At 68.5% G+C, this 24,766-nt stretch carries 23 protein-coding genes; 4 read left to right on the top strand and 19 right to left on the bottom strand.

Translation table 11 applies throughout. The features are described 5' to 3' along the window. The first annotated feature begins 151 nt into the window (after positions 1 to 151). Positions 152 to 1,819, top strand: a complete 1,668-nt coding sequence (locus tag GLO27_RS05230; protein WP_235045210.1) for an ABC transporter ATP-binding protein — start codon at positions 152 to 154, stop codon at positions 1,817 to 1,819. Between the two features lie 23 nt (positions 1,820 to 1,842). Here the strand turns inward: GLO27_RS05230 and GLO27_RS05225 are convergent, their stop codons facing one another. From GLO27_RS05225 to rplU, 10 genes are all read right to left on the bottom strand, one after another. After that, positions 1,843 to 2,532: an SDR family oxidoreductase gene (locus GLO27_RS05225; protein WP_029260175.1), complete on the bottom strand. Its 690-nt coding sequence runs from the start codon at positions 2,530 to 2,532 to the stop codon at positions 1,843 to 1,845. Between the two features lies 1 nt (position 2,533). Beyond that, positions 2,534 to 2,917, bottom strand: a complete 384-nt coding sequence (gene rsfS / locus GLO27_RS05220; protein WP_029260174.1) for a ribosome silencing factor — start codon at positions 2,915 to 2,917, stop codon at positions 2,534 to 2,536. Next, a complete protein-coding gene (locus tag GLO27_RS05215; RefSeq protein WP_167253927.1) occupies positions 2,917 to 4,098 on the bottom strand; it encodes a hypothetical protein in 1,182 nt (393 codons plus the stop codon). Before GLO27_RS05215 ends, rsfS begins: the two co-directional genes overlap by 1 nt. After that, entirely contained in the window at positions 4,095 to 4,700 is a 606-nt protein-coding gene (gene nadD, locus GLO27_RS05210) for a nicotinate-nucleotide adenylyltransferase (protein WP_167253925.1), read from the bottom strand. The genes GLO27_RS05215 and nadD overlap by 4 nt, the downstream gene beginning before the upstream one ends. A gap of 6 nt (positions 4,701 to 4,706) precedes the next feature. Continuing rightward, on the bottom strand, positions 4,707 to 4,931 hold the full coding sequence (locus tag GLO27_RS05205; protein WP_021198522.1) for a hypothetical protein: 225 nt from the start codon (positions 4,929 to 4,931) through the stop codon (positions 4,707 to 4,709). A 65-nt stretch (positions 4,932 to 4,996) separates the two neighbouring features. Continuing rightward, entirely contained in the window at positions 4,997 to 6,250 is a 1,254-nt protein-coding gene (locus GLO27_RS05200) for a glutamate-5-semialdehyde dehydrogenase (RefSeq protein WP_029264967.1), read from the bottom strand. Positions 6,251 to 6,259: 9 nt separating this feature from the next. Continuing rightward, positions 6,260 to 7,045, bottom strand: a complete 786-nt coding sequence (gene proB, locus GLO27_RS05195; RefSeq protein ID WP_021198520.1) for a glutamate 5-kinase — start codon at positions 7,043 to 7,045, stop codon at positions 6,260 to 6,262. Continuing rightward, positions 7,042 to 8,541 carry a GTPase ObgE gene (gene obgE / locus GLO27_RS05190; RefSeq protein WP_029260171.1) on the bottom strand — a complete coding sequence of 500 codons (1,500 nt, stop codon included), beginning with the start codon at positions 8,539 to 8,541 and terminating at the stop codon, positions 7,042 to 7,044. The genes proB and obgE overlap by 4 nt, the downstream gene beginning before the upstream one ends. Before the next feature lie 100 nt (positions 8,542 to 8,641). Next, on the bottom strand, positions 8,642 to 8,899 hold the full coding sequence (gene rpmA, locus GLO27_RS05185) for a 50S ribosomal protein L27 (protein ID WP_028501603.1): 258 nt from the start codon (positions 8,897 to 8,899) through the stop codon (positions 8,642 to 8,644). A gap of 18 nt (positions 8,900 to 8,917) precedes the next feature. Further along, a complete protein-coding gene (gene rplU / locus GLO27_RS05180; RefSeq protein ID WP_028501602.1) occupies positions 8,918 to 9,226 on the bottom strand; it encodes a 50S ribosomal protein L21 in 309 nt (102 codons plus the stop codon). 246 nt (positions 9,227 to 9,472) lie between these two features. Between rplU and GLO27_RS05175 the strand changes: the two genes are divergently transcribed. Further along, positions 9,473 to 9,739, top strand: a complete 267-nt coding sequence (locus GLO27_RS05175) for a DUF4031 domain-containing protein (protein ID WP_021198518.1) — start codon at positions 9,473 to 9,475, stop codon at positions 9,737 to 9,739. Here the strand turns inward: GLO27_RS05175 and GLO27_RS05170 are convergent. After that, on the bottom strand, positions 9,704 to 12,253 hold the full coding sequence (locus tag GLO27_RS05170; protein WP_208323551.1) for an Rne/Rng family ribonuclease: 2,550 nt from the start codon (positions 12,251 to 12,253) through the stop codon (positions 9,704 to 9,706). The two genes, GLO27_RS05175 and GLO27_RS05170, sit on opposite strands and share 36 nt — an antisense overlap. A 283-nt stretch (positions 12,254 to 12,536) precedes the next feature. On the opposite strand from GLO27_RS05170, the gene GLO27_RS05165 reads away from it, so the two are divergent. After that, positions 12,537 to 13,154 carry a vitamin K epoxide reductase family protein gene (locus tag GLO27_RS05165; RefSeq protein ID WP_021198516.1) on the top strand — a complete coding sequence of 206 codons (618 nt, stop codon included), beginning with the start codon at positions 12,537 to 12,539 and terminating at the stop codon, positions 13,152 to 13,154. A gap of 82 nt (positions 13,155 to 13,236) precedes the next feature. Here GLO27_RS05165 and ndk read toward each other — a convergent pair whose 3' ends face one another. From ndk to ileS, 4 genes are read right to left on the bottom strand one after another with little or no spacing between them, the layout of a single operon-like run. Beyond that, complete coding sequence (gene ndk / locus GLO27_RS05160; RefSeq protein WP_017830321.1) at positions 13,237 to 13,653, bottom strand: nucleoside-diphosphate kinase; 417 nt, start codon at positions 13,651 to 13,653, stop codon at positions 13,237 to 13,239. A gap of 1 nt (position 13,654) precedes the next feature. Beyond that, entirely contained in the window at positions 13,655 to 14,095 is a 441-nt protein-coding gene (locus GLO27_RS05155) for a DUF4233 domain-containing protein (protein ID WP_208323550.1), read from the bottom strand. Next, complete coding sequence (locus tag GLO27_RS05150) at positions 14,092 to 15,444, bottom strand: folylpolyglutamate synthase/dihydrofolate synthase family protein (RefSeq protein ID WP_167253923.1); 1,353 nt, start codon at positions 15,442 to 15,444, stop codon at positions 14,092 to 14,094. The genes GLO27_RS05155 and GLO27_RS05150 overlap by 4 nt, the downstream gene beginning before the upstream one ends. Beyond that, on the bottom strand, positions 15,441 to 18,830 hold the full coding sequence (gene ileS, locus GLO27_RS05145; RefSeq protein ID WP_167253921.1) for an isoleucine--tRNA ligase: 3,390 nt from the start codon (positions 18,828 to 18,830) through the stop codon (positions 15,441 to 15,443). Before ileS ends, GLO27_RS05150 begins: the two co-directional genes overlap by 4 nt. A 312-nt stretch (positions 18,831 to 19,142) precedes the next feature. Here ileS and GLO27_RS05140 point away from each other — a divergent pair, with 312 nt between their 5' ends. Continuing rightward, on the top strand, positions 19,143 to 19,793 hold the full coding sequence (locus tag GLO27_RS05140) for a pentapeptide repeat-containing protein (protein WP_167253919.1): 651 nt from the start codon (positions 19,143 to 19,145) through the stop codon (positions 19,791 to 19,793). A gap of 7 nt (positions 19,794 to 19,800) precedes the next feature. Here GLO27_RS05140 and GLO27_RS05135 read toward each other — a convergent pair whose 3' ends face one another. The 4 genes from GLO27_RS05135 to GLO27_RS05120 are packed head-to-tail and all read right to left on the bottom strand — an operon-like array spanning position 19,801 to position 24,698. Continuing rightward, positions 19,801 to 21,309 (bottom strand): ABC transporter ATP-binding protein, encoded by a 1,509-nt coding sequence (locus tag GLO27_RS05135; protein WP_167253917.1) that lies wholly within the window; start codon positions 21,307 to 21,309, stop codon positions 19,801 to 19,803. Further along, positions 21,306 to 22,118 carry an ABC transporter permease gene (locus tag GLO27_RS05130; protein WP_167253915.1) on the bottom strand — a complete coding sequence of 271 codons (813 nt, stop codon included), beginning with the start codon at positions 22,116 to 22,118 and terminating at the stop codon, positions 21,306 to 21,308. The genes GLO27_RS05135 and GLO27_RS05130 overlap by 4 nt, the downstream gene beginning before the upstream one ends. Continuing rightward, a complete protein-coding gene (locus GLO27_RS20240) occupies positions 22,115 to 23,062 on the bottom strand; it encodes an ABC transporter permease (RefSeq protein WP_167253914.1) in 948 nt (315 codons plus the stop codon). Before GLO27_RS20240 ends, GLO27_RS05130 begins: the two co-directional genes overlap by 4 nt. Before the next feature lie 25 nt (positions 23,063 to 23,087). Continuing rightward, positions 23,088 to 24,698 (bottom strand): ABC transporter substrate-binding protein, encoded by a 1,611-nt coding sequence (locus GLO27_RS05120; protein ID WP_167253913.1) that lies wholly within the window; start codon positions 24,696 to 24,698, stop codon positions 23,088 to 23,090. Positions 24,699 to 24,766: the final 68 nt, after the last annotated feature.

Below are 24,766 nucleotides of genomic sequence, written 5' to 3'. Positions count from 1 at the left end.
CGCTCCTTCGGTTCGATGATGCGGGTGCCCTCCCGGTCGACGAGCGGGAGATTCCTCGAATCTGGAGGATTTCGGCGCAGATGTCAACCATTGTGATTATCTTCGGCTGAAATGTTTCCTGTTCGAAACAATTCAGAACAAAGAAGCTGGCATGATGGCATCCATGGAGAACACATCCGCCCCCCGGAACGCCGTCGTCCTGGACGTCAAGGGACTCACCGTCACCCTCACCGGCGATGGACGCCGCAGCCGCGTGGTCGACGGCATCGATCTCGCCGTTCGCCGCGGCGAAGTCTTCGCGCTGCTCGGCGAATCAGGCTCGGGCAAGTCGATGACCGCCCGCGCGATCATGGGTCTGATCGACGAAGGAGACGTCGAGGCGGAGACGATGTCACTGAGCGGAACCGACCTCCTCGCCCTCTCCCCCGAGCAGCATCGACGCCTGCGAGGCGTGCGCGTCAGCCTGGTCATGCAAGATGCCCTTTCCGCGTTGAACCCGGTCCTCAGCATCGGCGACCAGATCATCGACCTCATCCGCGCTCATGGCAGCATCGGCCGCCGAGCCGCCGAAGCGCGCGCGGTCGAGCTGCTGACCCTCGTCGGTATCCCCACCCCCGACAAGCGCGTGCACGACTATCCGCACCAGTTCTCCGGCGGTCAGCGCCAGCGCATCCTGATCGCCATGGCGATCGCGCTGGATCCTGATCTCATCATCGCGGATGAGCCGACCACCGCGCTCGATGTGACGGTGCAGGCGCAGATCCTCGACCTGCTGCTGTCCCTGCGCGACCGGCTGGGCATGGGAATCCTGCTCATCACGCATGATCTGGGCGTGGTGATGGAGGTCGCCGATCAGGTCGCCGTCATGCGCTCTGGCCGCATCGTGGAGTCAGGGCCCGCCGACGAGGTGCTCACGAAGCCGCAGCACGCTTACACCATGCGTCTGCTGAACTCCATGCCGCGAGATGTGAGCGCCGCCGCGGAGAACGACGGGACGGTGCCCATCCTCGAAGGCCGCGGCCTGAAGCGCACGTTCCGTTCCGGGAGCGGGCGACGAGCGCACCGAGTCGCCGCCGTCGCGGGTGTCGATCTCGAGCTCCGCCAGGGCGAGATCCTGGCGATCGTCGGCGAATCGGGCAGCGGCAAATCGACGCTGGCGCGGATGCTGGTCGGACTCGACTCACCCGATGCCGGCACCCTGCGCTACCGCGATCAGGACGTGACGCGCGGTCGGCTCCGCGACCGGAAGATCCTGCGTCGTGGCGTGCAGATGGTCTTCCAGGACCCGTATATGTCGTTGAACCCGCGGATGACCGTGCAGCAGATCATCTCCGAACCGCTCGCCGCGACCCACTCCGGAACGCCGGCGACGCGACGGGAGCGCGTCGCCGAGCTGCTCGATCTCGTCGGCCTCACCCCCGAGATGGGCTCGCGCTTCCCGCACCAGTTCTCGGGCGGCCAGCGCCAGCGCATCGGCATCGCCAGGGCGCTCGCGCTCGATCCGGACGTTCTGGTGTGCGACGAGCCTGTCTCGGCGCTCGACGTGTCGATCCGCGCACAGATCATCGACCTGCTGTGCGACCTGCGCGAGCGGCTGGGCATGTCGATCGTCTTCATCGCGCACGACCTGTCCCTCGTGCGTCACATCGCCGATCGCGTGGCGGTCATGTACCTGGGGAACATGGTCGAGATCGGGGAGACGGAAGACGTTTACCGCCACCCCGAACATCCCTATACGCGGTCGCTGCTGTCCGCGATTCCGCCGCAGACGCGCGCGGAGCGCGGCATGCTCGCACGCCGAACGCGTGTGACCGCCTGACCGTCCGGTACGACGAGGCCGGATCAGCGACCCGGCCGCACCGTGAGGTCGGTGATCTCCGCGTCTCGCGGAAGATCGAGGGCGGTGAGGATGGTCGTGACGACGGCGTCGGGGGTGATGAAGCGACCGGCGTCGTAGTCCTGCCCCTCCTGCTGGTGCACACGCTCCTGCATCGGGGTGGCGGTGCGACCCGGGTAGATCGACGTCACGCGCACGCCGTGCGGCGCCTCCTCGGCCCGCAACGCATCGGCGAGGGCCCGGAGACCGTGCTTCGACGCCGCATATGCCGCCCACCCGGCGTTGGCACGCAGTCCCGCCCCCGAGTTCACGAATACGACCTGCCCTTGCGACACGCGCAGAACGGGCAGCAGAAGGCGCGTGAGCTCGGCAGGAGCCACGAGGTTCACGGCCAGCTGCTGTTCCCACAACGCGGGAGCGAGGTCGGCCACGTCACCGAGGTCGACGACCCCGGCGACGTGCACGAGCGAGTCGATCCGGTCGGGCAGGTGCTGCTTCGACAGCGCCCACGACAGACGACCCGGCTGAGCCAGATCAGCGACCAGGACGGATGCTCCCGGAAGGCTCTCTGCGATCTGCCTGGCGCGTCCGGCGTCGCGGGCAAGCACCACCACGTCATCGCCACGGTCCAGCAGACGGCGCGCGAGGACTGCACCGATGCCGGAACCCGCACCGGTGATCAGGTGCGTGGGCATGTCAGCTCGGGTCTGTGGTGGCGGGCTCTGCCACGTCGATCGGAACGACGGGGCAGTCCTTCCACAGTCGCTCGAGGCCGTAGTAAACGCGCTCCTCCTGATGGAAGACGTGCACGATCAGGTCGCCGAAGTCGAGGAGCACCCATCGGGCCTCCGCGCGCCCCTCGCGCCGTACGCGCTTGTGGCCCGACTCGATCAGCCGGTCCTCGATCTCATCGGCGATGGCGGCGACGTTGCGCTCGCTGTTTCCGGTGACGAGCAGGAAGATGTCGACGAGCGGAAGAGGCTCGGACACGTTCAGTGCGACGAGATCTTCACCGCCCTTGTCGATGGCGGCTTGTGCTGCGAGACGCAGCATCTCTTCGGCAGTTTCAGGTGATTGCATCAGAACACATTCGTGGTGATGGCGATGATGACGACGACACCGACAGCGAGGGCGAGGCCTCCGGCGACGATCGCCAGGGTGATCATCAGCCGGTTGCCCTTCTCGGGCGCCGGCGGACGGATCACCTCGCCGGCGGGCTTGATGGTGCTGACCGCCGAGCTGGCGGCGATCGGCGTAGGCGACGACGCGGGGGGAAGCTCGCCGTCGATGAGAACGGCGTCGACGTCCTTGCCGTCGGTGGTTCCCAGGGCGTGGCCCTGCGAGCCCATGCCCTGAGGCAGTTCATAAGACCCGGTGACGAGGATCTCACCGGTGGAGGCGACAGGGCCGGAGAGCGAGCCCTCTCCCGGGGACGGCGTGAAGATCAGGGCGTTCGGTGCGGAGTGCTGCGACCCGGTCGAGTCACCGACGGAGAGCAGCTCGTCGAACGACGGGCGGAAGGGGGTGTGCGGGTCGGGAGCATCGGCGAGGATCCCCTCACCGAACGCGGGGTTGACGGTGGGGCGGGCTGCGGCGTCGTCATCGTCATCATCGGCGTCACCGACATCTGCCAGCACGTCGTCACCGTCGGCCTCGGAGTCACCGGTGCTCTCGGCCGGAAGGCCCAGAGCCGAAGCCACGTCAACATCGTCCTCGTCGGACTCGTCACCGGCACCATCGACGGACTCCAGCGGAACATCTCCCACGGAATCCGCGACGACGGATGCACGCACGGGAGCGACGGCGACCTCGTCATCGACGTCATCATCGTCGGCGTCGCCCGGCTCTTCGTTCCGTGTGAAGTTCGGGACCCCCGACACGATCTCCGCGGGGTCGTGCGTCGCGGCGGACTCCTCGTCGGTCGGTTCCGCCGGCGCGTCGGGGGCTGGCTGCTCGACCTCCGCCTCTTCGGACTGCTCTCCGGCGATCACGGGCACCGAGGCCGTGCGCACCTTCTCGAGCTCGCGCGCCTGGCGGCGCGTCAACGGCGCATCGCCGCTGACGTCGTCAGGCACGGAAGTCGGCGCGGGCGGGATCTCCACGGGCTCGGCGGCACGGGGCAGCGGCGGTGCGGGCGGTGCCGCCTCAGCCGCCGCGGCAGCCTCCTCGCTGGAGATGACCGGGGTCGAACCCGTCAATCGAATCTCCCGCAGCTGCTTTCGCGTCAGCGGACCCTGCTCCTGCTGATCCGATGTACTCATGCCTTGCTCCGATACAGATGATGCTTCGCGATGTACTGAACGACCCCATCAGGGACCAGATACCAGACCGGCTGATCGTCGCGAACGCGTTCACGGCAGTCCGTCGACGAGATCGACAGCGCCGGCACTTCCAGTTGGCTGACGTTGTCGCTCGGGAGGCCGTCTGTGCTCAGGACATGTCCAGGGCGTGAGACCGCGACGAAGTGGGCCAACTCCCACAACTCATCATGGTCCCTCCAACTGAGAATTTGCGCTACGGCGTCGGCTCCGGTGATGAAGAAGAGGTCGGCATCCGGTCGATCACGCTTCAGGTCGCGCAGTGTGTCGATCGTGTAGGTGGGGCCCTCGCGGTCGATGTCGACCCGGCTCACCGTGAACTGCGGGTTCGAGGCGGTGGCGATGACCGTCATGAGGTAGCGGTGCTCGCTCGGCGAGACTCCCGACTTCTGCCACGGGTGGCCGGTCGGCACGAAGACGACCTCGTCGAGCCCGAAGGAGTTCGCGACCTCGCTGGCTGCGACGAGGTGGCCGTGATGGATGGGGTCGAACGTACCGCCCATCACGCCGATGCGCGGGGGGCGCGGGGTCGCAGCGTCATTCATGGGGGCCTAGTGGCCGTGTCCCGCCTCGTGGCCGTCCTTGCCGTGCTGCGCTGCCCATGCCTCGGCCTTCGCCGAGTGACGGTTGGCGACGTTCTTGTACGAGAAGGTCACCAGCCCGAGGAAGGCGAACACGACCGCAGCGATGGCTCCGAAGATCACCGTTTCGAGCGCGACGTTGCCGTGGTGCTCGGTTTCGGCAGCGGCCATCGCGATCTGTGCGACGAGGTTCATCCTGACTCCGTTTCGTGGCGTGCTGTTCGGGATCCTGTGAGGTACAGCGTCCCCCAGTCTAGCCCTCAGCCGCGGGTCTGCCCCGACCCACGCGCGAGCCATTTCGTGCTGGTCAACTCGGACAGCCCCATGGGCCCGCGAGCGTGCAGCTTCTGGGTCGAGATGCCGACCTCCGCGCCGAATCCGAATTCGCCGCCGTCGGTGAAGCGCGTCGACGTGTTCACCATCACGACGGCGGAATCCACCTCGGCGAGGAAGCGTTCCGCGTTGCGCGAGTCGGTCGTGATGATCGACTCCGTGTGTCCCGTGCTGTAGCGACGAATATGGTCGAGGGCCTCGTCGAGGGAGTCGACGACCTTGATCGCGATGTCGAGACTCAGATACTCGGTCTCCCAGTCCTCCTCGACCGCCGGGATCACGTTCGACACCATGCCGGCGACCATGTCGTCACCGTGGATCGCGACGCCCTCACTCTGCAGAGCGCTGGCCACGAGCGGGATCAGACGCGGAGCCGCCTGACGATGCACCAGCACCGTCTCCACCGCGTTGCACACGCTGGGGCGCTGCACCTTGGCGTTCACGACGATGTCGCTCGCCCAATCGTCCGGGGCCGTCTCGTCGAGGAAGATGTGGACGTTGCCCGCTCCGGTCTCGATGACGGGCACGGTCGACTCCGTGACGACGGCTTCGATGAGACCGGCACTCCCCCGTGGCACCAGCACATCGATGAAGCCGCGACCGTGCATGAGCGCCTTCGCGCCCTCGCGACCGAAGTCGTCGACGGTCTGGATCGCCTCGCTCGTGAGTCCGACGCTCTCCACCGCCCGCCGCATGACGTCGACGAGCACGGTGTTCGACTCGCGCGCGGCACTCCCCCCGCGCAGCACGACGGCATTGCCCGCACGCAGCGCGAGCGCGGCGATGTCGACCGTCACGTTCGGCCGGGCTTCGTAGATCGCGCCGACCACTCCGAACGGCACGCGCACCTGCTCGAGGGCGACACCGTTGGGCATCCTGTGCCCGCCGACGACGCGGCCGACCGGGTCGGCGAGGGCCGCGACTTCGCGCACAGCGGCGGCAAGGGCCGCCACGCGCTTCTCGTCGAGACGCAGCCGGTCGATGAGCGACTCCCCGATGCCCTCGTCACGCCCACGGACGATGTCGCGGGCGTTCGCCTCGATGATGCGCGGCGCGGCGTCGAGAAGGGCGACGGCGATCGCTTCGAGCACCCGCGCCTTGTCGTCGCTCGTGAGCGCGGCAGCGGCGCGGGAGGCCTCTTTGGCGCGCTCCAGGCGCACCTGTGGGGTCTGGTCGGTCATCCGCCCAGTTTATGAGGTGGCCGGCTCGAACCAGGTTCCTATTTCCGCACCGGCGAGGGCCTGTTCGACGAGGTCGGCGCTGGTGACCAGGACGCCGATGCCGGATGCCGCCGCGAGACGCGCGGCCGAGACCTTCGTGGCCGCTCCTCCCGTGCCGACGCTGTTGACGACGGTCGCCCCGAACTCGAGGCCGGTCAGGTCGGCATCGGGAGCCACGACATCGATCGGTTCGGCGCCGGGGTCCGTCGGAGGTCGCGTGTACAGCGATTCGATATCGCTGAGAAGGATGAGCGCGTCGGCTTCGATCAGCTGGGCGACGAGCGCGCCGAGCCGGTCGTTGTCGCCGAAGCGGATCTCCTGCGTCGCGACGGTGTCGTTCTCGTTCACGATCGGCAGGGTGCGAAGCCCGAGCAGCCGCTCCATCGCGCGACGGGCGTTGGAGCGCGATGTCGGGTTCTCGAGGTCGCCGGTGGTGAGGAGCACCTGCCCCGCGACGATATCGAAGGGACGAAGCGACTCCTGGTAGCGATACATCAGGATGTTCTGACCAACGGCCGCCGCGGCCTGCTGGGTCGCGAGGTCGGTCGGGCGGGCGTCGAGCCGCAGGAACGGGATTCCGGACGCGATCGCACCAGACGACACCAGGACCACCTCGGCTCCGCGTGCATGCGCCGCGGCCAGAGCTTCGACGATGACGGGGATCCGCCACGACGAGTCTCCGCTGATCGAGGAAGATCCGACTTTGACGACGATGCGGGACGCGGTGGCCAGATCCGCGCGTGTGCGTGCTGTCACTCGCCGTCCTCGCGGTACGCGGCGAGACGCTGCGTCTCCACCTCGGCGCGAGCCTCGGCCTTGGCATCCATGCGCTCGTAGTACTGCTCGCGTCGCTCCGACGTCGTCCGGCGCGAATTCGGTGCCAGACGGGGGTCGGTACCCCGAGGCGCGCTCATCAACTCTGCCGCCGAGGTCATGGTGGGCTCCCAGTCGAAGACGATGCTGTCGCCCTCGCCGATCACGACGGTCGATCCCTGCACCGCACCGAGGCGGAAGAGCTCGTCCTCGACGCCGAGCTTCTCGAGACGATCGGCGAGATACCCGACGGCTTCTTCGTTCTGGAAGTCGGTCTGCTGCACCCAGCGCACCGGCTTCTCGCCCATGATGCGATAGACGTTGCCGTAGGTGCCGCCCTCGACCCGGATGGTGAAGTCCTTCTTGGAGCCTCGCGGGCGGATGACGACGCGCTCCGGCGGCGTCTCGAGCGCGGCCTCGGCACGGGCCTTCTCGACCAGCTCGCCCAGCGCGAAGGTGAGGGGACGCAGACCCTCGTGCGAGACCGTGGAGATCTCGAACACCCGGAAGCCGCGAGCCTCGAGATCGGGACGCACGAGCTCAGCGAGGTCGCGTGCCTCGGGGACGTCGATCTTGTTCAGAGCGATGAACTGCGGGCGCTCGAGGAGCGGCGTCTGTCCCTCGGGCACCTCGTAGGCGCCGAGTTCCGCGAGGATGACGTCGAGGTCGGAGATCGGGTCGCGACCGGGCTCCAGAGTCGCGCAGTCAAGAACGTGCAACAGCGCCGAGCAGCGCTCGACATGACGGAGGAACTCGAGACCGAGTCCTCGGCCCTCGCTCGCACCCTCGATGAGACCGGGTACGTCGGCGACCGTGTAGCGGAAGTCGCCGACCTGCACCACGCCGAGGTTCGGATGGAGGGTCGTGAACGGGTAGTCGGCGATCTTGGGGCGGGCGGCGGAGATCGCGCCGATCAGGCTCGACTTGCCGGCCGACGGGTACCCCACGAGGGCGATGTCGGCCACGGTCTTCAGCTCGAGGACGATGTCGCCCTCGTGGCCGGGAGTGCCGAGCAACGCGAAGCCGGGAGCCTTGCGCTTCGGAGTGGCGAGGGCGGCATTGCCGAGCCCACCCATACCGCCCTTGGCCACGACGAACCGCTCGCCGGGGATGATCATGTCGATGAGGACGTCGCCCGCGGTGTTCTTCACCACCGTGCCGACCGGGACGGGCAGCTCGAGCGTCTCGCCGAGGAACCCGGAGCGGTGGTCGCCCATGCCCGGCCCGCCGTTGCCGGAGGAACGGTGCGGCGAGTGGTGGTACGAGAGCAGCGTGCCGGTCTGCGGGTCGGCGACGAGCACGACATCGCCGCCGTCACCACCGTTGCCGCCGTCGGGGCCACCGAGCGGCTTGAACTTCTCGCGGTGCACGGAGACGCAGCCGTTGCCGCCCTTACCCGCACGCAGGTGCAGTGTGACGGTGTCGACGAACGTGACCATTTGCTAGTCCTCAGGGTTGCTGTGCGTTTTCGGAGGGTAGATACACGGACGGGGCGAGCCGAAGCCCGCCCCGAACCGGATATCTAGTGTCGCGCTGTGATCACTCAGCTGCGGCGACGATGTTGACGACCTTGCGGCCGCCCTTCGCGCCGAACTGGACCGCACCGGCGGCCAGAGCGAACAGCGTGTCGTCGCCACCACGACCGACGTTGACGCCGGGGTGGAAGTGCGTGCCGCGCTGGCGAACGATGATCTCGCCGGCGAGGACCTGCTGACCGCCGAAGCGCTTCACGCCGAGGCGCTGAGCGTTGGAGTCACGACCGTTACGGGTTGAGCTTGCGCCCTTTTTGTGTGCCATGTCCTAGTCCCCTCGGGCTTACTTGATGCCGGTGATCTTGACGCGCGTGAGCTCCTGGCGGTGGCCCTGACGCTTCTTGTAGCCGGTCTTGTTCTTGTACTTCTGGATGATGATCTTCGGGCCGCGGAGGTTGCCGATGACCTCTGCCGTGACCTTGACCTTCGCCAGCGAGTCAGCGTCGGTGGTCACCGTGGCGCCGTCGACGAGCAGCACGGCGGCCAGCTCGATCTTCTCGCCCTGGGCAGCCTTGACACGGTCGAGCTGAACGATCGTGCCGACCTCGACCTTCTCCTGCCGCCCACCGGCGCGCACTACTGCGTAAACCACTTCATACCTGTTTCGTTGGGGAGCTCGCGGCTCCGAGATCTCACGGGAAGACTGTTGCTTGCATGCGCCGCAGAACGGCGGGCGCGAACGCAAGACTCTCCGCTTCGACCGACGAGGACGACGCGGCATACGCACCAAGGGACTACTTTACCGGATGCGGGTCGGTGTCGCAAAGCGGCGCGGCTCCGAGGCGTCTCACATTCCGCTTCCGGCCCTGCCCTGTCGAGGCGGTCGTAGGCTGACCGGGTGACCGTACTCGTCGACGAACCCCTCTGGCCCGCCCACGGACGCCTCTGGGCGCACCTGGTCAGCGATGAGAGCCTCGACGAGCTGCACGTGTTCGCGCGCGCGAACGACGTCCCCGCACGTGCGTTCGACCTCGACCACTACGACGTGCCGGAGGAGATCATCCCCCGGCTCGTCGCCGCCGGCGCTCACCACGTGCAGGGCAAGGAACTGGTGCGCCGGCTGATCGCCTCAGGACTCCGAATCCGCAGCCGCGACCGGCGCTGACGGCTCGTTGTTCACCGAGACGGGAGTGCCGGTGAGCGCAGCAGTGCTCACCCGACGGCGTCCTCGCCCCTGACCGGGAGCTTTCGGCTCCGGAAGAGCGTCGAGGACCGAGTCGAGGAGCTGCTCGGCGGGAGACTTCGGCCCCTTGCGGTCGCCGCGCTTCTTGCGGGCCTTCTTCGGACGTTCGGCGGCCGCGGGCGCCTCAGCCGCGACATCGGCCGACTCGACTGCGGGCGCGCCATCCGCCGCCGGGGCGATGGTGGAGGCGGCGATCTGCGCGAGGGCCGATTTCGCGCCCTCGGTGATGCTGTGGGTGACCGGAGGAGCGGAGGGAGCACTCTGGCTCTGTCCGCTCCCGCTGCCGCCGTTGCCGCGCTGACGACGACCGCTCTGTCCGTTGCCGCCGTTGCTGCCGCCGCCGTTGCTGCTGGAGCGGTGCTTCACCACGGGGTCGTGGTGCACGATGACACCGCGACCGGCGCAGACCTCGCACGCCTCGCTGAAGGTCTCGAGCAGGCCGAGACCGAGCTTCTTGCGCGTCATCTGCACCAGACCGAGCGAGGTGACCTCTGCCACCTGGTGCTTCGTGCGGTCGCGGCTCAGGCACTCGATCAGTCGACGCAGCACGAGGTCGCGGTTCGACTCGAGCACCATGTCGATGAAGTCGACGACGATGATGCCGCCGATGTCGCGCAGACGCAGCTGGCGGACGATCTCCTCCGCCGCCTCGAGGTTGTTCTTGGTGACGGTCTCCTCGAGGTTTCCGCCGGAGCCGACGAACTTGCCGGTGTTGACGTCGACGACCGTCATGGCCTCGGTGCGGTCGATCACGAGCGAGCCGCCGGAGGGCAGCCATACCTTGCGGTCGAGAGCCTTCTCGATCTGCTCCGTGATACGGAATGCATCGAACGGATCGGTCTCGTCCTCGTAGGCCTCGACGCGCTCGAGGAGGTCGGGGGCGACGCTCTCCAGGTAGGCCCGGATGGTCTGCTGCGCGTCCTCGCCCTGGATGAGCATCTTCGTGAAGTCTTCGTTGAAGACGTCCCGGACGATCTTGACGAGCAGGTCGGGTTCGGCGTGCAGGAGCGCGGGCGCCTGCTGGTTCTCGACCTGCTTCTGGATGTGCTCCCACTGCGACGTCAGGCGCTGCACGTCACGCGTGAGCTGGTCCTCGGTCGCACCCTCTGCCGCGGTGCGGACGATCACGCCGGAGGACTCCGGCAGCACCTCTTTGAGGATGCGCTTGAGGCGCGCCCGCTCGTTGTCGGGGAGCTTGCGGCTGATGCCGTTCATCGACCCGCCAGGCACGTAGACCAGGTAGCGGCCGGGAAGCGAGATCTGGCTCGTGAGTCGGGCACCCTTGTGTCCGACGGGGTCCTTCGTGACCTGCACGAGAACACGGTCGCCGGGCTTGAGGGCCAGCTCGATGCGACGCGGCTGGTTGCCGGTCTCGACGCCGTCCCAGTCGACCTCACCGGAGTAGAGCACGGCGTTGCGCCCGCGCCCGATGTCGACGAAAGCGGCCTCCATGCTGGGGAGGACGTTCTGCACGCGCCCCAGGTAGACGTTTCCGATGAGCGACGCGTCCTGGTTGCGGGCGACGTAGTGCTCGACGAGCACGCCGTCCTCGAGGACGCCGATCTGGGTGCGGCCGTTCTTGGACCGGACGACCATCTTGCGGTCGACGGACTCACGGCGAGCGAGGAACTCGGCCTCGGTGACGACAGGGCGACGACGGCCGGCATCACGACCGTCGCGGCGACGCTGCTTCTTCGCCTCGAGACGGGTCGATCCCTTGATCGCCTTCGGCTCGGTGATGTACTCGACGACGCGCTGACGCTGACGCGGCTCTTCGCGCTGGTCGTCACCCTCGGAACCACCCCGGCGACGACGACCGCGGCCTCGGCCGGCTGCATCGTCCTGCGGCTGGTCGCGCTCGGCGATGCGGTCGAAGATGCGCTCGCGACCCGGACGTGCGGGCAGCGGCACGATCTCCGGCGCATAGAAGTGCAGTTGCGTGGAGACCTGGGAGACGAACACCTCAGGGAGCAGACCGAGCGACACGGCGGTCACCGGTGCCGGAGCCTCGGGAGCAGAAGGAGCCTCTTCGACCGCGGGGGCATCGTCCGCAGCGGGAGCTTCGTCCGCGACGGGAGCTTCGTCCGTAGCCGGCTCTTCGTCAGCGGCCTCGTTCTCCGCCTCCGATTTCGCCTCGGCGACGGCCTCTGCGATCGACTCGGCCGCAGCAGCGGCGTCGTCGGCAGCCGCAGCAGCGTCATCCGCCGCCGCGTAACCGGCTGCGACGTCATCGGCGGCCGCGTCCTCGGCCACCTCAGCAGCCTCAGCCACTTCAGCAGCCTCGGCGGCTTCCGCAGCAGTGGACGGCTCTTCGCCCTCGCCCGAAGACCCCGCGCGGTCGTCCGCGCCGGGAGCCGTGGGCTCCGTCAGCTCTCCCGCGGCGTCAGCCGGGAAGTCGAGGGTAGGGGCGTTGTTGTCATTGTTCTCATCGGCCATCTCTGGCTTACTCCCTGCACGGGACACTCGGTGTTCCGTGAAATCTCATGCGGTACCCGCAGGTGCCGCGAACTCACTCGGTCTGCGACCGGCTCATAGCTCTGATCGCGTGGGGCATTGGACCCCGAAGTCTGCTCGACGCGTGTCGCGGCAACGCCGTTCATCGCATCACAGGCCATTATCGCACCAAGTGGCTCCGTTCGCGGCATCCCGTCATCCGGGCCGGACATTTCTCCGGCCTGTTCTCGCCGCATCCATAGCAGTCGCTGGGATAATCCCCAGTATGAGCGAGCAGCGCACCCGCCCCGTCATCTACGCCGTCTGGCTGATCATCGCGAGTGTGGTGGGCTGGTTCGCCGCCTTCCAGCTCACTGTCGAGAAGTTCGTCCTGGCGGCCAACCCTGACGCCGTCCTCAGCTGCAACGTGAGCGTGATGATCCAGTGCGGGAAGAACCTCGAATCCTGGCAGGGCGAGGTCTTCGGCTTCCCCAACCCGATTCTCGGTATCGCCGGCTGGATGGCGCCGCTGTTCGTCGGCGTCGCCCTGCTCGCGGGATCCCGCTTCCCGCGGTGGTTCTGGCTGACCTTCGGTGCCGGGGTCACCTTCGCCTTCGGTCTCGTGTGCTGGCTGATCTGGCAGAGCATCTACGCCCCCAACCTCGGCGTTCTCTGCCCCTGGTGCATGCTCACCTGGTCGGTCACCATCCCCACATTCTTCGCGACGATGCTGCACCTCACCCGCAACGGCACCTTCACCAGCAACGAGAAGACGAAGGCCCGCGCCGAGAGGCTGATGGCCTGGGTCCCGCTCGCGACGATCCTCGCGTACGCCGTCGTCGTCCTGCTCGCTCAGCTGCGTGGCCTCGATCTCCTCGGCGAGGTCATCGGCATGATCTTCTGATCCCCGCTCCGCCGACGGCGGAGACGACGAAAGCCCGCCCGCCGAGACTCGGCGGGCGGGCTTTTCACGTGCGGACGGGTTCTCAGTCGAACCAGATGCCGAGCTCGCGCGCGGCGGACTCGGGGCTGTCCGAGCCGTGCACGAGGTTCTGCTGCACCTTGAGGCCCCAGTCGCGACCGAAGTCGCCACGGATCGTGCCGGGCGCAGCGGTCGTCGGGTCGGTGGTGCCGGCGAGCGAGCGGAAGCCCTCGATCACGCGGTTGCCCGCGAGACGGATGGCGACCGAGGGGCCGGAGAGCATGAACTCGAGCAGCGGCTCGTAGAACGGCTTGCCCTCGTGCTCGGCGTAGTGCTCGGCCAGCAGGTCGCGGTCGGGCTCCACCAGACGGATATCGACGAGGGCGTAGCCCTTCGCCTCGATGCGGGCGAGGATCGCGCCGGTGAGGCCGCGAGCGACGCCATCGGGCTTGACGAGGACGAGGGTTTCTTCGGTGGCCATGTCATTCACTCTCTGTGTCTGAGATCTGCGTGGTCTGAGTCTCGGTCGTGGGTCCGGCCGGGCGTCGTGCGTCCAATCGGGCCCCTCCGATGGTCGCATACGCCCACATGCCGCCGAAAATCAGGACGACGAGCAGGATGGAGGGAACGAAGAACGCCGATAGGGCGACGAGTGCCTGCACGACCCACCCGGCGGTGATCGCCCAGGGCTTCGTGATCATCCCGGCGATCGCGATGCAGGCGAGCGCGACCACCGCCCCGGCGACGATCGCCCACCACTGCTCGATACCGTCGGGAAGCTGCCGCAGCCCGAAGATCGTCAGGCCCACGAGGAAGACCACGATGGCCTCGAAACCCAGCACGACAGGTGCGAGCTTCTGCACGAGCGTGCGCGGCGGGCGCGGCCGGCGGGTACGGCGAGCCGGTGTCGCGTCGGCGCTCATGCGCGCCACCCCGCCTTCCAGTCCTCGTCCTGCGCCAGGGCGATCGCCTCTCCGGCGAGCACCACGGAGCCCGCGATGATGACCGCGCGTCGATCGGAGGATGCGGCCCACTCGCGCGCGGCGTCGGCGGCGTCTGCCAGCGAGTGGTGCACGGTCGCCCGCTGTCCGGCCTGCTCGACGAGGTCGGCGATCGCATCCGCATCGCTCGCGCGATCCGAATCCGGAGCGGTGGCGAACACGTGCGCCGCTCCCGGTGCCAGTTCGGCGACGATGCCGGCGGCGTCCTTGTCGGCGAGCACACCGAGCACCAGGCCCCATTCGTCGAAGTCGAAGCTGTCGTCCAGAGCCTGCGCGAGTGCCTTGGCGCCGTGCGGGTTGTGAGCCGCGTCGACGATCACGGTCGGGGCGATGCCGAGCAACTGCAGCCGGCCCGGTGACGTGCTCTCCTGCAGACCCGCCGTCACGATGTCCGCGGCGATGCGCTGGGTGGCACCGCCGATCAGCGACTCGACGGCGGCCACTGCGAGAGCGGCGTTATGCCCCTGGTGAGCGCCGTACAGCGGCAGGTACTCCTCGGTGTACTCCCCCGCCAGGCCACGGATCGTGAGCAACTGGCCGCCGACGGCGAGCTTCTGCTCGGTGAGACCGAACTCCTCGCCCTCGAACGCGATGGTCGCGTTGCGCTCCGCCGCCACGCGACGCAGCACCTCGGCCGCCTCCGCGGGCTGCTGGGCGGACACCACGGCCGCGCCCTCCTTGATGATGCCGGCCTTGACCTCGGCGATCTCGGCGATCGTGCTGCCGAGACGGTCGGCGTGGTCGATGTCGATCGGCGCGAACACCGCGACGTCGCCGTCGGCGGTGTTCGTGGAGTCCCACTCCCCACCCATGCCCACCTCGAGCACGAGCACGTCGATCGGCGCATCGGCCACGGCGACGAACGCCAGCACGGTCAGCAGTTCGAAGAACGTCAGCGGAGCATCACCCGCGGCTTCGAGCTCGGCATCGACGATGTCGACGAACGGCTCGATCTCGTCCCACGCATCCGCGACGGCCTCATCGGCGATGGGCTCGCCGTCGATCATGATCCGCTCGGTGAAGCGCTCCAGATGTGGGCTCGTGAACAGTCCCGTGCGCAGATCGTGCGCCCGCAAGAGGCTCTCGATCATCCGCGCGGTCGACGTCTTGCCGTTCGTACCCGTGATGTGCACGACGCGGTACGTGCGCTGCGGGTCATCGAGGAACGCGAGGATGCGGGCGGTGCGCTCCTTGCGCGGCTGCACCCAGCGCTCTCCGGCGCGGCTCAGCAGGGCCTCGTAGACGGCATCCGCCCTGTCCTTGTCACTCATGCTCCCGCTCCCATCCTGGTGACGGCGATCGTGAAGTCGCCGGCATTGGCATATGTCCCGGCGGGGATGACCGCGGAGAACTCGGGCGTCACTCCCGCAGCCGCGGCCAGGACCGCTCCGTGTCCGAAGATCGAGTCTCCCTGCGCGTCGATCACGTAGTACTCCTCGGCGAGAGTCTCTGCCGCGATGCCGGCCAGGTCGAACGCCGACACGACAGCCTGGGTGTCCACGTCGTCCTGGAACCGGAGGACCAGCTGGATGCGGTCGCTGACGTCGAAGTCGGCGTTCTTGCGCGTCTCCTGCACGGCGCGGATGACATCGCGTGCGAGTCCCTCGGCCTCGAGCTCCGGGGTCGTCCTGGTGTCGAGCAGCACGAAGCCACCGGTCGGGACGATGGCCAGGGCCTCCCCCTCCGGGCGGCCGGTCGTCTCGAGCACGAGCTCGTACTCCGACGGCTCGAGGACGATGCCACCTGCCGTCACGACACCGGAGACCTCACTCCAGTCACCGGAGCGCGCCGCCTGGATCGCCTTCTGCACGTCCTTGCCGAGGCGCGGACCCGCCGCACGGGCGTTGACGCTCAAGCGGTGCGCGATGCCGTACTCCGCCGCCGTGTCATCGGCGAGCGTGACGAGCTCCACCGACTTCACGTTGAGCTCCTCACGGAGGATGTCCTCGAACTGTCCGAGCGACGCCGCGAGCGGTGAGACCACCGTGAAGCGTGCGAGGGGCAGGCGCACGCGCAGCTTCTCCTTCTTGCGCAGCGCGTTGCCGACGCTCGACAGCTCGCGCACCGCGTCCATCGCGTCACGGATCTCGTCCGCTGCCGGGAACTGCGTGTCGTCCGGCCAGTCGGTCAGGTGCACGCTGCGACCGCCGGTCAGGCCCTGCCACACGCGCTCGCTGACGAGCGGCACGAGAGGCGCCGCCACACGGGTGAGCGTCTCGAGCACGGTGTAGAGGGTGTCGAAGGCCTCGCGGCTCTTCGGGTCTTCCGTCACGCCGGTCCAGAAGCGGTCTCGCGAGCGGCGGATGTACCAGTTGGTCAGCACCTCGGCGAAGTCGCGCAGCCGCGCGGACGCGGTGGTGGAGTCCAGCCCCTCCAGATCCACGCGCACCTCGCGGACGAGGTCGCCCAGACGGGCCAGGATGTAGCGGTCGAGCACATCCGTGGAGTCGGTGCGCCACTCGGCCTGGTAGCCCTCGGCCCCCGAGGCGTTGGCGTACGTGGCGAAGAAGTACCACGAGTTCCACAGCGGCAGCAGGAACTCGCGGACCCCCGAGCGGATGCCCTCTTCCGTGACCGCGAGGTTCCCACCGCGCAGCACCGAGCTCGACATCAGGAACCAGCGCATCGCGTCGGAGCCGTCGCGGTCGAGCACCTCGGACACGTCCGGGTAGTTGCGCAGCGACTTCGACATCTTGTAGCCGTCGCTGCCCAGCACGATGCCGTGGCAGCTGACGCCGGTGAAGGCCGGACGATCGAACAACGCGGTCGACAGCACGTGCATGACGTAGAACCAGCCGCGGGTCTGGCCGATGTACTCGACGATGAAGTCCGCCGGCGCGTGCGAATCGAACCACTCCTGGTTCTCGAACGGGTAGTGCACTTGCGCGTAGGGCATCGAGCCCGAGTCGAACCACACGTCGAAGACGTCCTCGATGCGGCGCATCGTGCTCTTCCCCGTGGGGTCGTCCGGATTCGGACGCGTGAGGTCGTCGATGTACGGCCGGTGCAGGTCGACCTCGCCCTCGGGGTTGCGCGGCAACGTGCCGAAGTCGCGCTCCAGATCCTCCAAGGACCCGTACGCGTCCACGCGCGGGTACTCGGGGTCGTCGCTCTTCCAGATCGGGATGGGCGAGCCCCAGTAGCGGTTGCGGCTGATCGACCAGTCGCGCGCGCCCTCGAGCCACTTGCCGAACTGTCCGTGCTTGACGTTCTCCGGCACCCACGTGATCTGCTCGTTGTTCGCGAGCATGTCGTCCTTGATGTCCGTGACGCGGATGAACCAGCTCGACACGGCCTTGTAGATCAGGGGGTTGCGGCAGCGCCAGCAGTGCGGATACGAGTGCTCGTAGCTCTGCAGACGGATCAGCCGGCCGTTCTCACGGATCAGGCGCACGAGCGGCGTGTTCGCGTCCATCCAGAGCTGGCCCGCGACGTCGGTGACGTTCGGGAGGAACTTGCCGCCGTCGTCGAGCGACAGGATCGTCGGGATTCCGGCGGCACCGGCGACCCGCTGGTCGTCCTCACCGTAGGCCGGAGCCTGGTGGACGATGCCGGTGCCGTCGCTGACCGTGACGTAGTCGTCGACCAGGATGCGCCAGGCGTTCTCGGTGCCGTAGGTCTCGGTGTCGGCGTAGTAGTCGAACAGCCGGTCGTAGGTGACGTCCTGCAGCTCGGCACCGCGCACGGTCGCATCGACGGCGGCGAGCGCGTCGTCGACGCTCTCGTAGCCGAGGTCCTTGGCGTATCCCCCGAGGAGCTCACGCGCCAGCAGGTAACGGTGCGCGGAGGCTTCGATCGCCGCATCCGTGGTTCCCGCCGCCTGGTGCACGTCCGCGGCGCCGTTCGGGCCGGCGGGCAGCACGACGTACTCGATTTCCGGGCCCACGGCGAGCGCGAGGTTCGTCGGGAGGGTCCAGGGCGTGGTCGTCCAGGCGAGGGCACGCACGCCGGTGAGGCCGAGGGCTTCTGCCTTGGCGCCTGTGAGCGGGAAGGTCACCGTCACGGAGGGGTCCTGGCGCATCTGGTAGACGTCGTCGTCCATGCGCAGCTCGTGCGCCGAGAGCGGGGTCTCGTCGCGCCAGCAGTACGGGAGGACGCGGTATCCCTCGTAGGCGAGGCCTTTGTCGTACAGGGTCTTGAACGCCCAGAGGACGCTCTCCATGTAGCCGAGGTCGAGCGTCTTGTAGCCGCGGTCGAAGTCGACCCAGCGCGCCTGACGGGTGACGTAGTCCTGCCACTCGTGCGTGTAGGCGAGCACCGAGCTCTTCGCCTTCGCGTTGAAGACGTCGATGCCCATCTCCTCGATCTCGGCCTTCTCGGTGATGCCGAGCTGCTTCATCGCCTCGAGCTCTGCGGGCAGGCCGTGCGTGTCCCAGCCGAAGACACGGTCGACCTTATGACCCGTCATGGTCTGGAAGCGCGGGAACACGTCTTTCGCGTATCCGGTGAGCAGGTGGCCGTAGTGCGGCAGGCCGTTCGCGAAGGGAGGGCCGTCGTAGAACACCCACTCGGGCGCGCCCTCACGCTGCGCGATCGAGGCGCGGAAGGTGTCGTCCGTCTTCCAGAACGCGAGCACCTCCTCCTCGATCTGCGGGAAGCGGGGGCTGGGCGCGACGGAGTCGGCGGCGGGGCCGAAGGAGGAACGGGGGTAGGTCATCGTGTCTCGCAGTGGTCGTCGTGGCGGATGCTCCTGCGAGGACGACCCTCACGGACCGCGGTACCACCTCGCGTGCCGCGCCTTGCGACGCGACCACTCTCACTGCGGCTGTGACGGGCCTGCCCCGCTCGGTTCTACTGAGCACCGCCCGAGGGCCGCGCCGTTCTTCCGAGAGCTCCCCGGTGATGGCCGGATCGATGCTCTTCCCTCCAGTGTACGCGTGCGCATCCCCTCAGGACGCCGCTCTCCTCTCCGGCGCCCGGCACCCCGCTCCCGGTTCGCGATGTCGTCGGCGCGCCCTACGCTCGGACCATGGCCCGCACCCCCGAGTCCCCCGCTCCTCCCCGCATCGCCGACCCCGACCTCCCGCCCGTGCTCGAGCCCGCTGTTCCCCGACGCAGCGCCGACCTGATCGCCGCCCGGCTCGACCTGAGCGGCACCGTCGATCTCGCCTACTCGACGCTCGAGCAGTGCGTGGTGAGCGCTGACGCCGACACGGTCGATCTCACCGGAGCGACGGTCGTCGACGTCGACATGCCGGGTGTGCGCATCGCCTCGCTCCGCATGCGCGATGCCGGCGTGCGGCGGGTGCGGATCAGCGGTGGCCGTATCGGCACGCTCGACCTGAGCGAGTCGCGCATCTCGGAGCTCGAGCTGCGCGACGTGCGCATCGACTACCTGAACCTCGGTGCGGCGAAGGTCACCGATCTTGAGATCTCCGGCTGCGCCATCCGCACGATCGACATGCCGCAGGCCGAGCTGACGCGCGCGAGATTCACCGCCACGTCGACCGACGAGGTCGATTCGCGGGGCATGCGGGCGAAGGACCTCGACCTGCGTGGCCTCGACGCTGTCGCCTTCCTCGATGCCAACAGCCTCCGCGGAGCGACTCTCACGTCATTCCAGGTGCAGCAGCTCGCGCCGGTCATCGCGGCGGGCATCGGCATCCAGATCAAGGACTGACGTCTGATCAGAGCTCGGCAGGGCCGCTCGCGGCGAGCAGCTCACGGGTGAACGCATGCTGCGGCGCCCCGAACACCTCTGCAGTGGTGCCCTGCTCGACGATCCGTCCGTCCTGCATCACGAGCACCTCGTCGGCGACCGCTCCGACCACATCGAGGTCGTGGGAGACGAGGATCATCGTCAACTGCCGCTCCTGCTGCACCCGCGCGAGCAGCCGCAGCACCCGCTCCCGCACCGAGGGGTCGAGGGCCGAGACAGGTTCGTCGAGGACCAACACCTCCGGGTCGGCGGCGAGCGCGCGGGCGATGGCCGCCCGCTGCCGCTGTCCGCCGGAGAGCGCGCTCGGACGCCGGTCGGCGAGCTCCGGGGCGAGGTCGACCTCGGCGAGGAGTCGGGCGACGCCCGCAGCCCGCTGAGCGCGAGGCACCCCGCCCGCTTCCAGCCCCTCTCGCAACGAACGGCCGATCGTCCATCGCGGGTCGAACGCTCCGAGCGGATTCTGGTGCACGAGCTGCACCCGGCGCTGCGATGTCCACCGCAGGGAACCGGCGTCCGGAGCGTCGACTCCGACGATCATGCGCGCCAGCGTCGTCTTACCGGACCCCGACTCCCCGACGATGCCGAGCGTCCGTCCGTCTTTCAGGGCGAAGGAGGCATCGACGACCGCGGGCACGGCATCGAAGCTCCGGGAGACCTCGTCGGCGATCAGCAGCGTCGAGGAATCCGCGGGGGCCGTAGCGCGTGGTTCATGGACCGTCGCCGCGATGAGCTGCTTCGTGTACTCATGCCGGGGGTTCTCGAGAACCTCGGTCACCGGGCCGGACTCCACGACGACCCCACCCCTCATCACCAGGACGCGATCGGCGATCCGTCGGACGGCCGCGAAGTCGTGGCTGATGAACACGAGTGCCGTTCCCGCCTCGACGATCTCGCGCAGCAGACCGAGGATCCGTGCCTGCACGGTCGCGTCGAGAGCGGTCGTCGGCTCGTCCGCCACCAGCACGGCGGGATCCGCGGCGAGCGCGGAGGCGATGAGTGCTCGCTGTCGGAGTCCGCCGGAGAGCTCGTGCGGGTGCTGTCGGGAGCGGCGTTCGGGGTCGGGCATCCATACCCGTGCCAGGAGCTCCCGCACCCGCTCCGCCCTCGCCGCCCGTCGCCGGACGATCTGGTGCAAGAGCAGCGGCTCGGCGATCTCTGCCCCGATCCGTCGCAGGGGATCGAGCGAGACCAGGGCGTCCTGGGAGACGAGCGCGATCCCGGCCCCGCGCAGCTCGCGCCACGCGCGCTCGGACAGCCCGGCCGCATCCGTCCCGTCCACGACCAGCCGGTCCAGCGAGACGTCGGCGTCCGTGGGAGTCAGTCCCAGCAGCGCACGAGCCGTGAGCGACTTGCCGGCGCCGGACTCCCCCACGATCGCGATGCACTCGCCGCGGTCGACGGCGAAGGACACGTCATCGACGACCGGGTTCCCGTCGAATGCGATCCGCAGCCCGCGCACTTCCAGGGCGACGCTCATGCGATCCTCCCGTCTCCGCGAGCGCGCAGGATGCGCCCCACGACGGTCGCCGCCACCACGGTGAGCGTGATCGCGATGCCGGGGAACAGCGAGATCCACCAGGCCTGCCCGAGGACGTTGCGCCCACCGGCGAGCATCAGTCCCCACTCGGGAGTCGGCTCCGACGGGCCGAGCCCCAGGAAGCTGAGCCCGGCCGCTGCCAGGATGCTGGAGCCGATGCCGATGGTGGCGAGCACGCTCAGCGCGCCGAGGACTCCCGGAACCACGTGCCGGGTGAATGCGCGCATCCGTGGCACCCCGAGGATGCGCGCCGCCTCGACGTGCTCGGCGACGCGGAGAGTCTGCGTCTGCACTCGGGCCAGCCGGACGTAGACGGGCACGGCGGCCAGCGTCACCGCGATCGCGATGTTCACCGGTCCCGGGCCCAGCACGGCGACGACGACGAGTGCGACGAGAAACTCGGGGAAAGCCATCAGCACGTCGTTCACCCGCATCACCGTGATGTCGACGCCCCTCGGCGCGACCCCGGCGAGCGCGCCGATGACGAGTCCGCCGACGAGCGCCACCCCGGTGGCGAAGAGCCCGATGCCCAGCGAGCGCGCCGCACCGTAGACGACCCGCGAGTACACGTCGCGTCCGCTCTGGTCGGTGCCGAACAGATGCTCGGCGCTCGGGGGAAGCAGGGCGGCGCGGACATCGGTCTGCAGCGGATCGTGCGTGGCGAGGACACCGGGCCAGAGCGACGCGAACGCGATCACCGCGAGGACCAGGATCGCGACCCACAGCAGCATCCGCTGCGCGCGCCTCATCGGACACCTCCCGGTCGCGAAGCCCTGATGCGCGGGTCGATCAGCGGATGGACGAGTTCGACGACGAGGTTCACCGCCACGAAGACCAGGGCGCTCAAGAGGATGATCCCCGTGATCACCGGAAGGTCGCGGTCGCTGATCGCGGCGAGTGTGACCCGGCCGAGGCCAGGACGGGCGAACACCGTCTCCACGAGCACCGCCCCACCGAGGACGGATCCGGTCAGGTAGGCGGCGAGCGTGACAGCAGAGGCGGCGCCGTGGCGCAGCCCATGCCGCAGCGTGAACCACGAGGGACTGGCCCCACGAGCCCGCACCGTCTCAGCGAAGGGCATCCGCTCCGCCTGCATCAGCCCGTCGCGCAGCACTTGGCTGAGCAGCGCCGCCACCGGAAGCGCGAGCGTGATCGCCGGCAGCACGATCGTGGCGGGGTTGCGAGCACCCGACACCGGGAACCAGCCCAGACCGAACGCGAAGACGCTCAGCAGGACGAGCCCGATCCAGAAGACCGGGGAGGAGAGCACCACCAGTTCGACCGCCGCCGCGACCGTCCGACCCGCCTTGCCGCGAACGAGCACCGCCACGGACAGCGCGAGCACCAGGGCGATCACGAGCGCGAGCACCGAAAGCTGGACCGTCGCACCGAGTTGCCGCCCGATCACCTCGGTCACGGGCATCCGCAGCTGGTACGACTCTCCCAGGTCTCCCCGAGCGAGCTGACCGATGAAGCCGAGGTACTGCTCGAACGGCGGGCGATCGAGCCCGAGATCGGCTCTGATGCCTTCTTTGACCGCCTCGCTCACCTGCGCCTGGGGCCCCAGCATCACCGATACCGGATCCCCCGGGATCACCCGGAAGGCGAGGAAGGCGACGGTCGCCGCGCCCCAGAGGACTATCACGACGGACGCGGCGAGGCCGGCGATACGGACGAGAGCAGCCCTCACCACCCGTGCCCTCCGCTCAGCCGGCGGCTCAGCCGACGGTCACATCGTAGAACAGCGGTCGACCGTACAGGTCGTACTGCAGCCCCTCGACGCGATCGCCGACGGCGGTGATCGCAGACGGGCTGTAGAGCGGCACGATCGCCGTATACGTCGCGTTCCACTGCTGCAGCTGGGTGTAGAGCTCGTTGCGCTCGTCCTGGTCGCTGGTCGCGACGGCCTTCTCCAGCAATGCATCGATCTCGGGATCGCTCACCTGCGACGCGTTCTGGAACCCGTCGGTGTGCAGGTGGCTGCGCAGCAGATCGGGGTCGACGCCGGAGAAGCCCCAGTCCGTCAGATCGAACGTCTTCGGCTCGTACTGCTCGTTGTAGGCCCCGGGTTCGAGCACCTCGCGCTGGACCTCGAACCCGATCTCCTTGAGGTCGGACTGGATCGCGTTCGCGAGAGCGGCGCGGTCATCCGGAACGGGAGTCCAGGCGATCCATCGCACCGAGAGCCGCTTACCGTCCTTCATACGGATGCCGTCGGTGTCGCGTGCGGTCCATCCCGCCTCGTCGAGGAGCGCGTTCGCGGCGTCCTGGTCGAACGGCCAGCTGCCCTCGAGCGACGCGTCGTAGCCCGGGGTCGTCGAGCCGAGGATGCTCCATGCGCGCGGGAACTGGCCGAAGTAGATCTCCTCCACCGCCGCGTCGATGTCGACGCCGCGCGCGAAGGCCTGACGCACCTTCTCGTCCGCGAACACCCCGTACTTCTCGTTCAGGTACAGCGAGTAAGGCAGACCCGGGTACTCGATCGAATCGACCGTGATGCCGTCGCCGAGATCCTTCGCGAGGTTCGGCGGGATGTTGCTGGCCAGGTCGGCCTCCCCGCTCGTCACCACGCCCGTGCGGACCGAGGCTTCCGGCTGGATCTCCACACGCAGCGTCTCGAACTTCGGGGCCTTCGCATCATGCGGACCCCACGCATAGTCGTCGTTGCGGGTGTACACGATCTCCTGGTCCGGCGTGTACTCGGTGAGCTCGAACGGACCGGTACCGACGGTGACGTCGGGTCCCCCCGCCTTGAGCTTGTCCGCGGACTTCGCGAGGACGGCCGGCGAGTAGAAGCCGAGCTGCGGCGTGCTCGCCGCCTGCAGGAACGGTGCGTACGGCTGCGTGAAGGTCACCGTGACCGTGTAGTCGTCGACGACTTCGGTGCCCTCATAGAAGTCGGCGCCGAGCATGCTGGCCGCCTGCGCGGATGCCGTCTCCGGATCGACGATGCGGTCGAAGTTCGCCTTGACCGCGGCGGCGTCGAACTTCTCGCCGTCGGTGAAGGTCACGTCGTCACGGAGCACGAACGTGTACTCCGTGCTGTCCGGCGAGACCTCCCAGCTCTTCGCGAGCCACGGGCTGAACGTTCCATCCGCCTCCTGGAACACCAGCGAGTCGAGCACCGCCCGCTGCACCATGCCGGAGACGTCGAGCTGGCTCACCTGCGGGTCCATGTGCCCAGCCGAGAGGTTCGCGCCCTCGATGGACCACACGAGCTCTCCGCCCTCGCCGTCCGAGCCGGGAGCCGCGCATGCGCTGAGCACCAGCGCAGTGGCAGCGGCGAGCGCCGCGAAGGGCAGGAGACGACGCACAGGTCTTGCGGGCATGACGGTTCCTCTGGACGAACGGGTCGGGACATCCCATCCTACGGCCGATTGTTGGACGGGGTCGATCT

It is taken from the genome of Microbacterium sp. Be9 (genome assembly GCF_011754135.1).
In the GTDB taxonomy this organism is placed as follows: domain Bacteria; phylum Actinomycetota; class Actinomycetes; order Actinomycetales; family Microbacteriaceae; genus Microbacterium; species Microbacterium maritypicum_A.
The sequence above is the reverse complement of the archived record's forward strand: the minus strand, read 5'-3'. Positions and strand labels throughout refer to the sequence as shown.

What these genes read in the sequence shown, in the direction of transcription:
- GLO27_RS05230 (WP_235045210.1), top strand. Translation starts at nt 152, where the DNA reads ATGATGGCATCCATGGAGAACACATCCGCCCCCCGGAACGCCGTCGTC.
- GLO27_RS05225 (WP_029260175.1), bottom strand. Translation starts at nt 2,532, where the DNA reads ATGCCCACGCACCTGATCACCGGTGCGGGTTCCGGCATCGGTGCAGTC.
- rsfS (WP_029260174.1), bottom strand. Translation starts at nt 2,917, where the DNA reads ATGCAATCACCTGAAACTGCCGAAGAGATGCTGCGTCTCGCAGCACAA.
- GLO27_RS05215 (WP_167253927.1), bottom strand. Translation starts at nt 4,098, where the DNA reads ATGAGTACATCGGATCAGCAGGAGCAGGGTCCGCTGACGCGAAAGCAG.
- nadD (WP_167253925.1), bottom strand. Translation starts at nt 4,700, where the DNA reads ATGAATGACGCTGCGACCCCGCGCCCCCCGCGCATCGGCGTGATGGGC.
- GLO27_RS05205 (WP_021198522.1), bottom strand. Translation starts at nt 4,931, where the DNA reads ATGAACCTCGTCGCACAGATCGCGATGGCCGCTGCCGAAACCGAGCAC.
- GLO27_RS05200 (WP_029264967.1), bottom strand. Translation starts at nt 6,250, where the DNA reads ATGACCGACCAGACCCCACAGGTGCGCCTGGAGCGCGCCAAAGAGGCC.
- obgE (WP_029260171.1), bottom strand. Translation starts at nt 8,541, where the DNA reads ATGGTCACGTTCGTCGACACCGTCACACTGCACCTGCGTGCGGGTAAG.
- rpmA (WP_028501603.1), bottom strand. Translation starts at nt 8,899, where the DNA reads ATGGCACACAAAAAGGGCGCAAGCTCAACCCGTAACGGTCGTGACTCC.
- GLO27_RS05170 (WP_208323551.1), bottom strand. Translation starts at nt 12,253, where the DNA reads ATGGCCGATGAGAACAATGACAACAACGCCCCTACCCTCGACTTCCCG.
- GLO27_RS05165 (WP_021198516.1), top strand. Translation starts at nt 12,537, where the DNA reads ATGAGCGAGCAGCGCACCCGCCCCGTCATCTACGCCGTCTGGCTGATC.
- ndk (WP_017830321.1), bottom strand. Translation starts at nt 13,653, where the DNA reads ATGGCCACCGAAGAAACCCTCGTCCTCGTCAAGCCCGATGGCGTCGCT.
- GLO27_RS05155 (WP_208323550.1), bottom strand. Translation starts at nt 14,095, where the DNA reads ATGAGCGCCGACGCGACACCGGCTCGCCGTACCCGCCGGCCGCGCCCG.
- GLO27_RS05150 (WP_167253923.1), bottom strand. Translation starts at nt 15,444, where the DNA reads ATGAGTGACAAGGACAGGGCGGATGCCGTCTACGAGGCCCTGCTGAGC.
- ileS (WP_167253921.1), bottom strand. Translation starts at nt 18,830, where the DNA reads ATGACCTACCCCCGTTCCTCCTTCGGCCCCGCCGCCGACTCCGTCGCG.
- GLO27_RS05140 (WP_167253919.1), top strand. Translation starts at nt 19,143, where the DNA reads ATGGCCCGCACCCCCGAGTCCCCCGCTCCTCCCCGCATCGCCGACCCC.
- GLO27_RS05135 (WP_167253917.1), bottom strand. Translation starts at nt 21,309, where the DNA reads ATGAGCGTCGCCCTGGAAGTGCGCGGGCTGCGGATCGCATTCGACGGG.
- GLO27_RS05130 (WP_167253915.1), bottom strand. Translation starts at nt 22,118, where the DNA reads ATGAGGCGCGCGCAGCGGATGCTGCTGTGGGTCGCGATCCTGGTCCTC.
- GLO27_RS05120 (WP_167253913.1), bottom strand. Translation starts at nt 24,698, where the DNA reads ATGCCCGCAAGACCTGTGCGTCGTCTCCTGCCCTTCGCGGCGCTCGCC.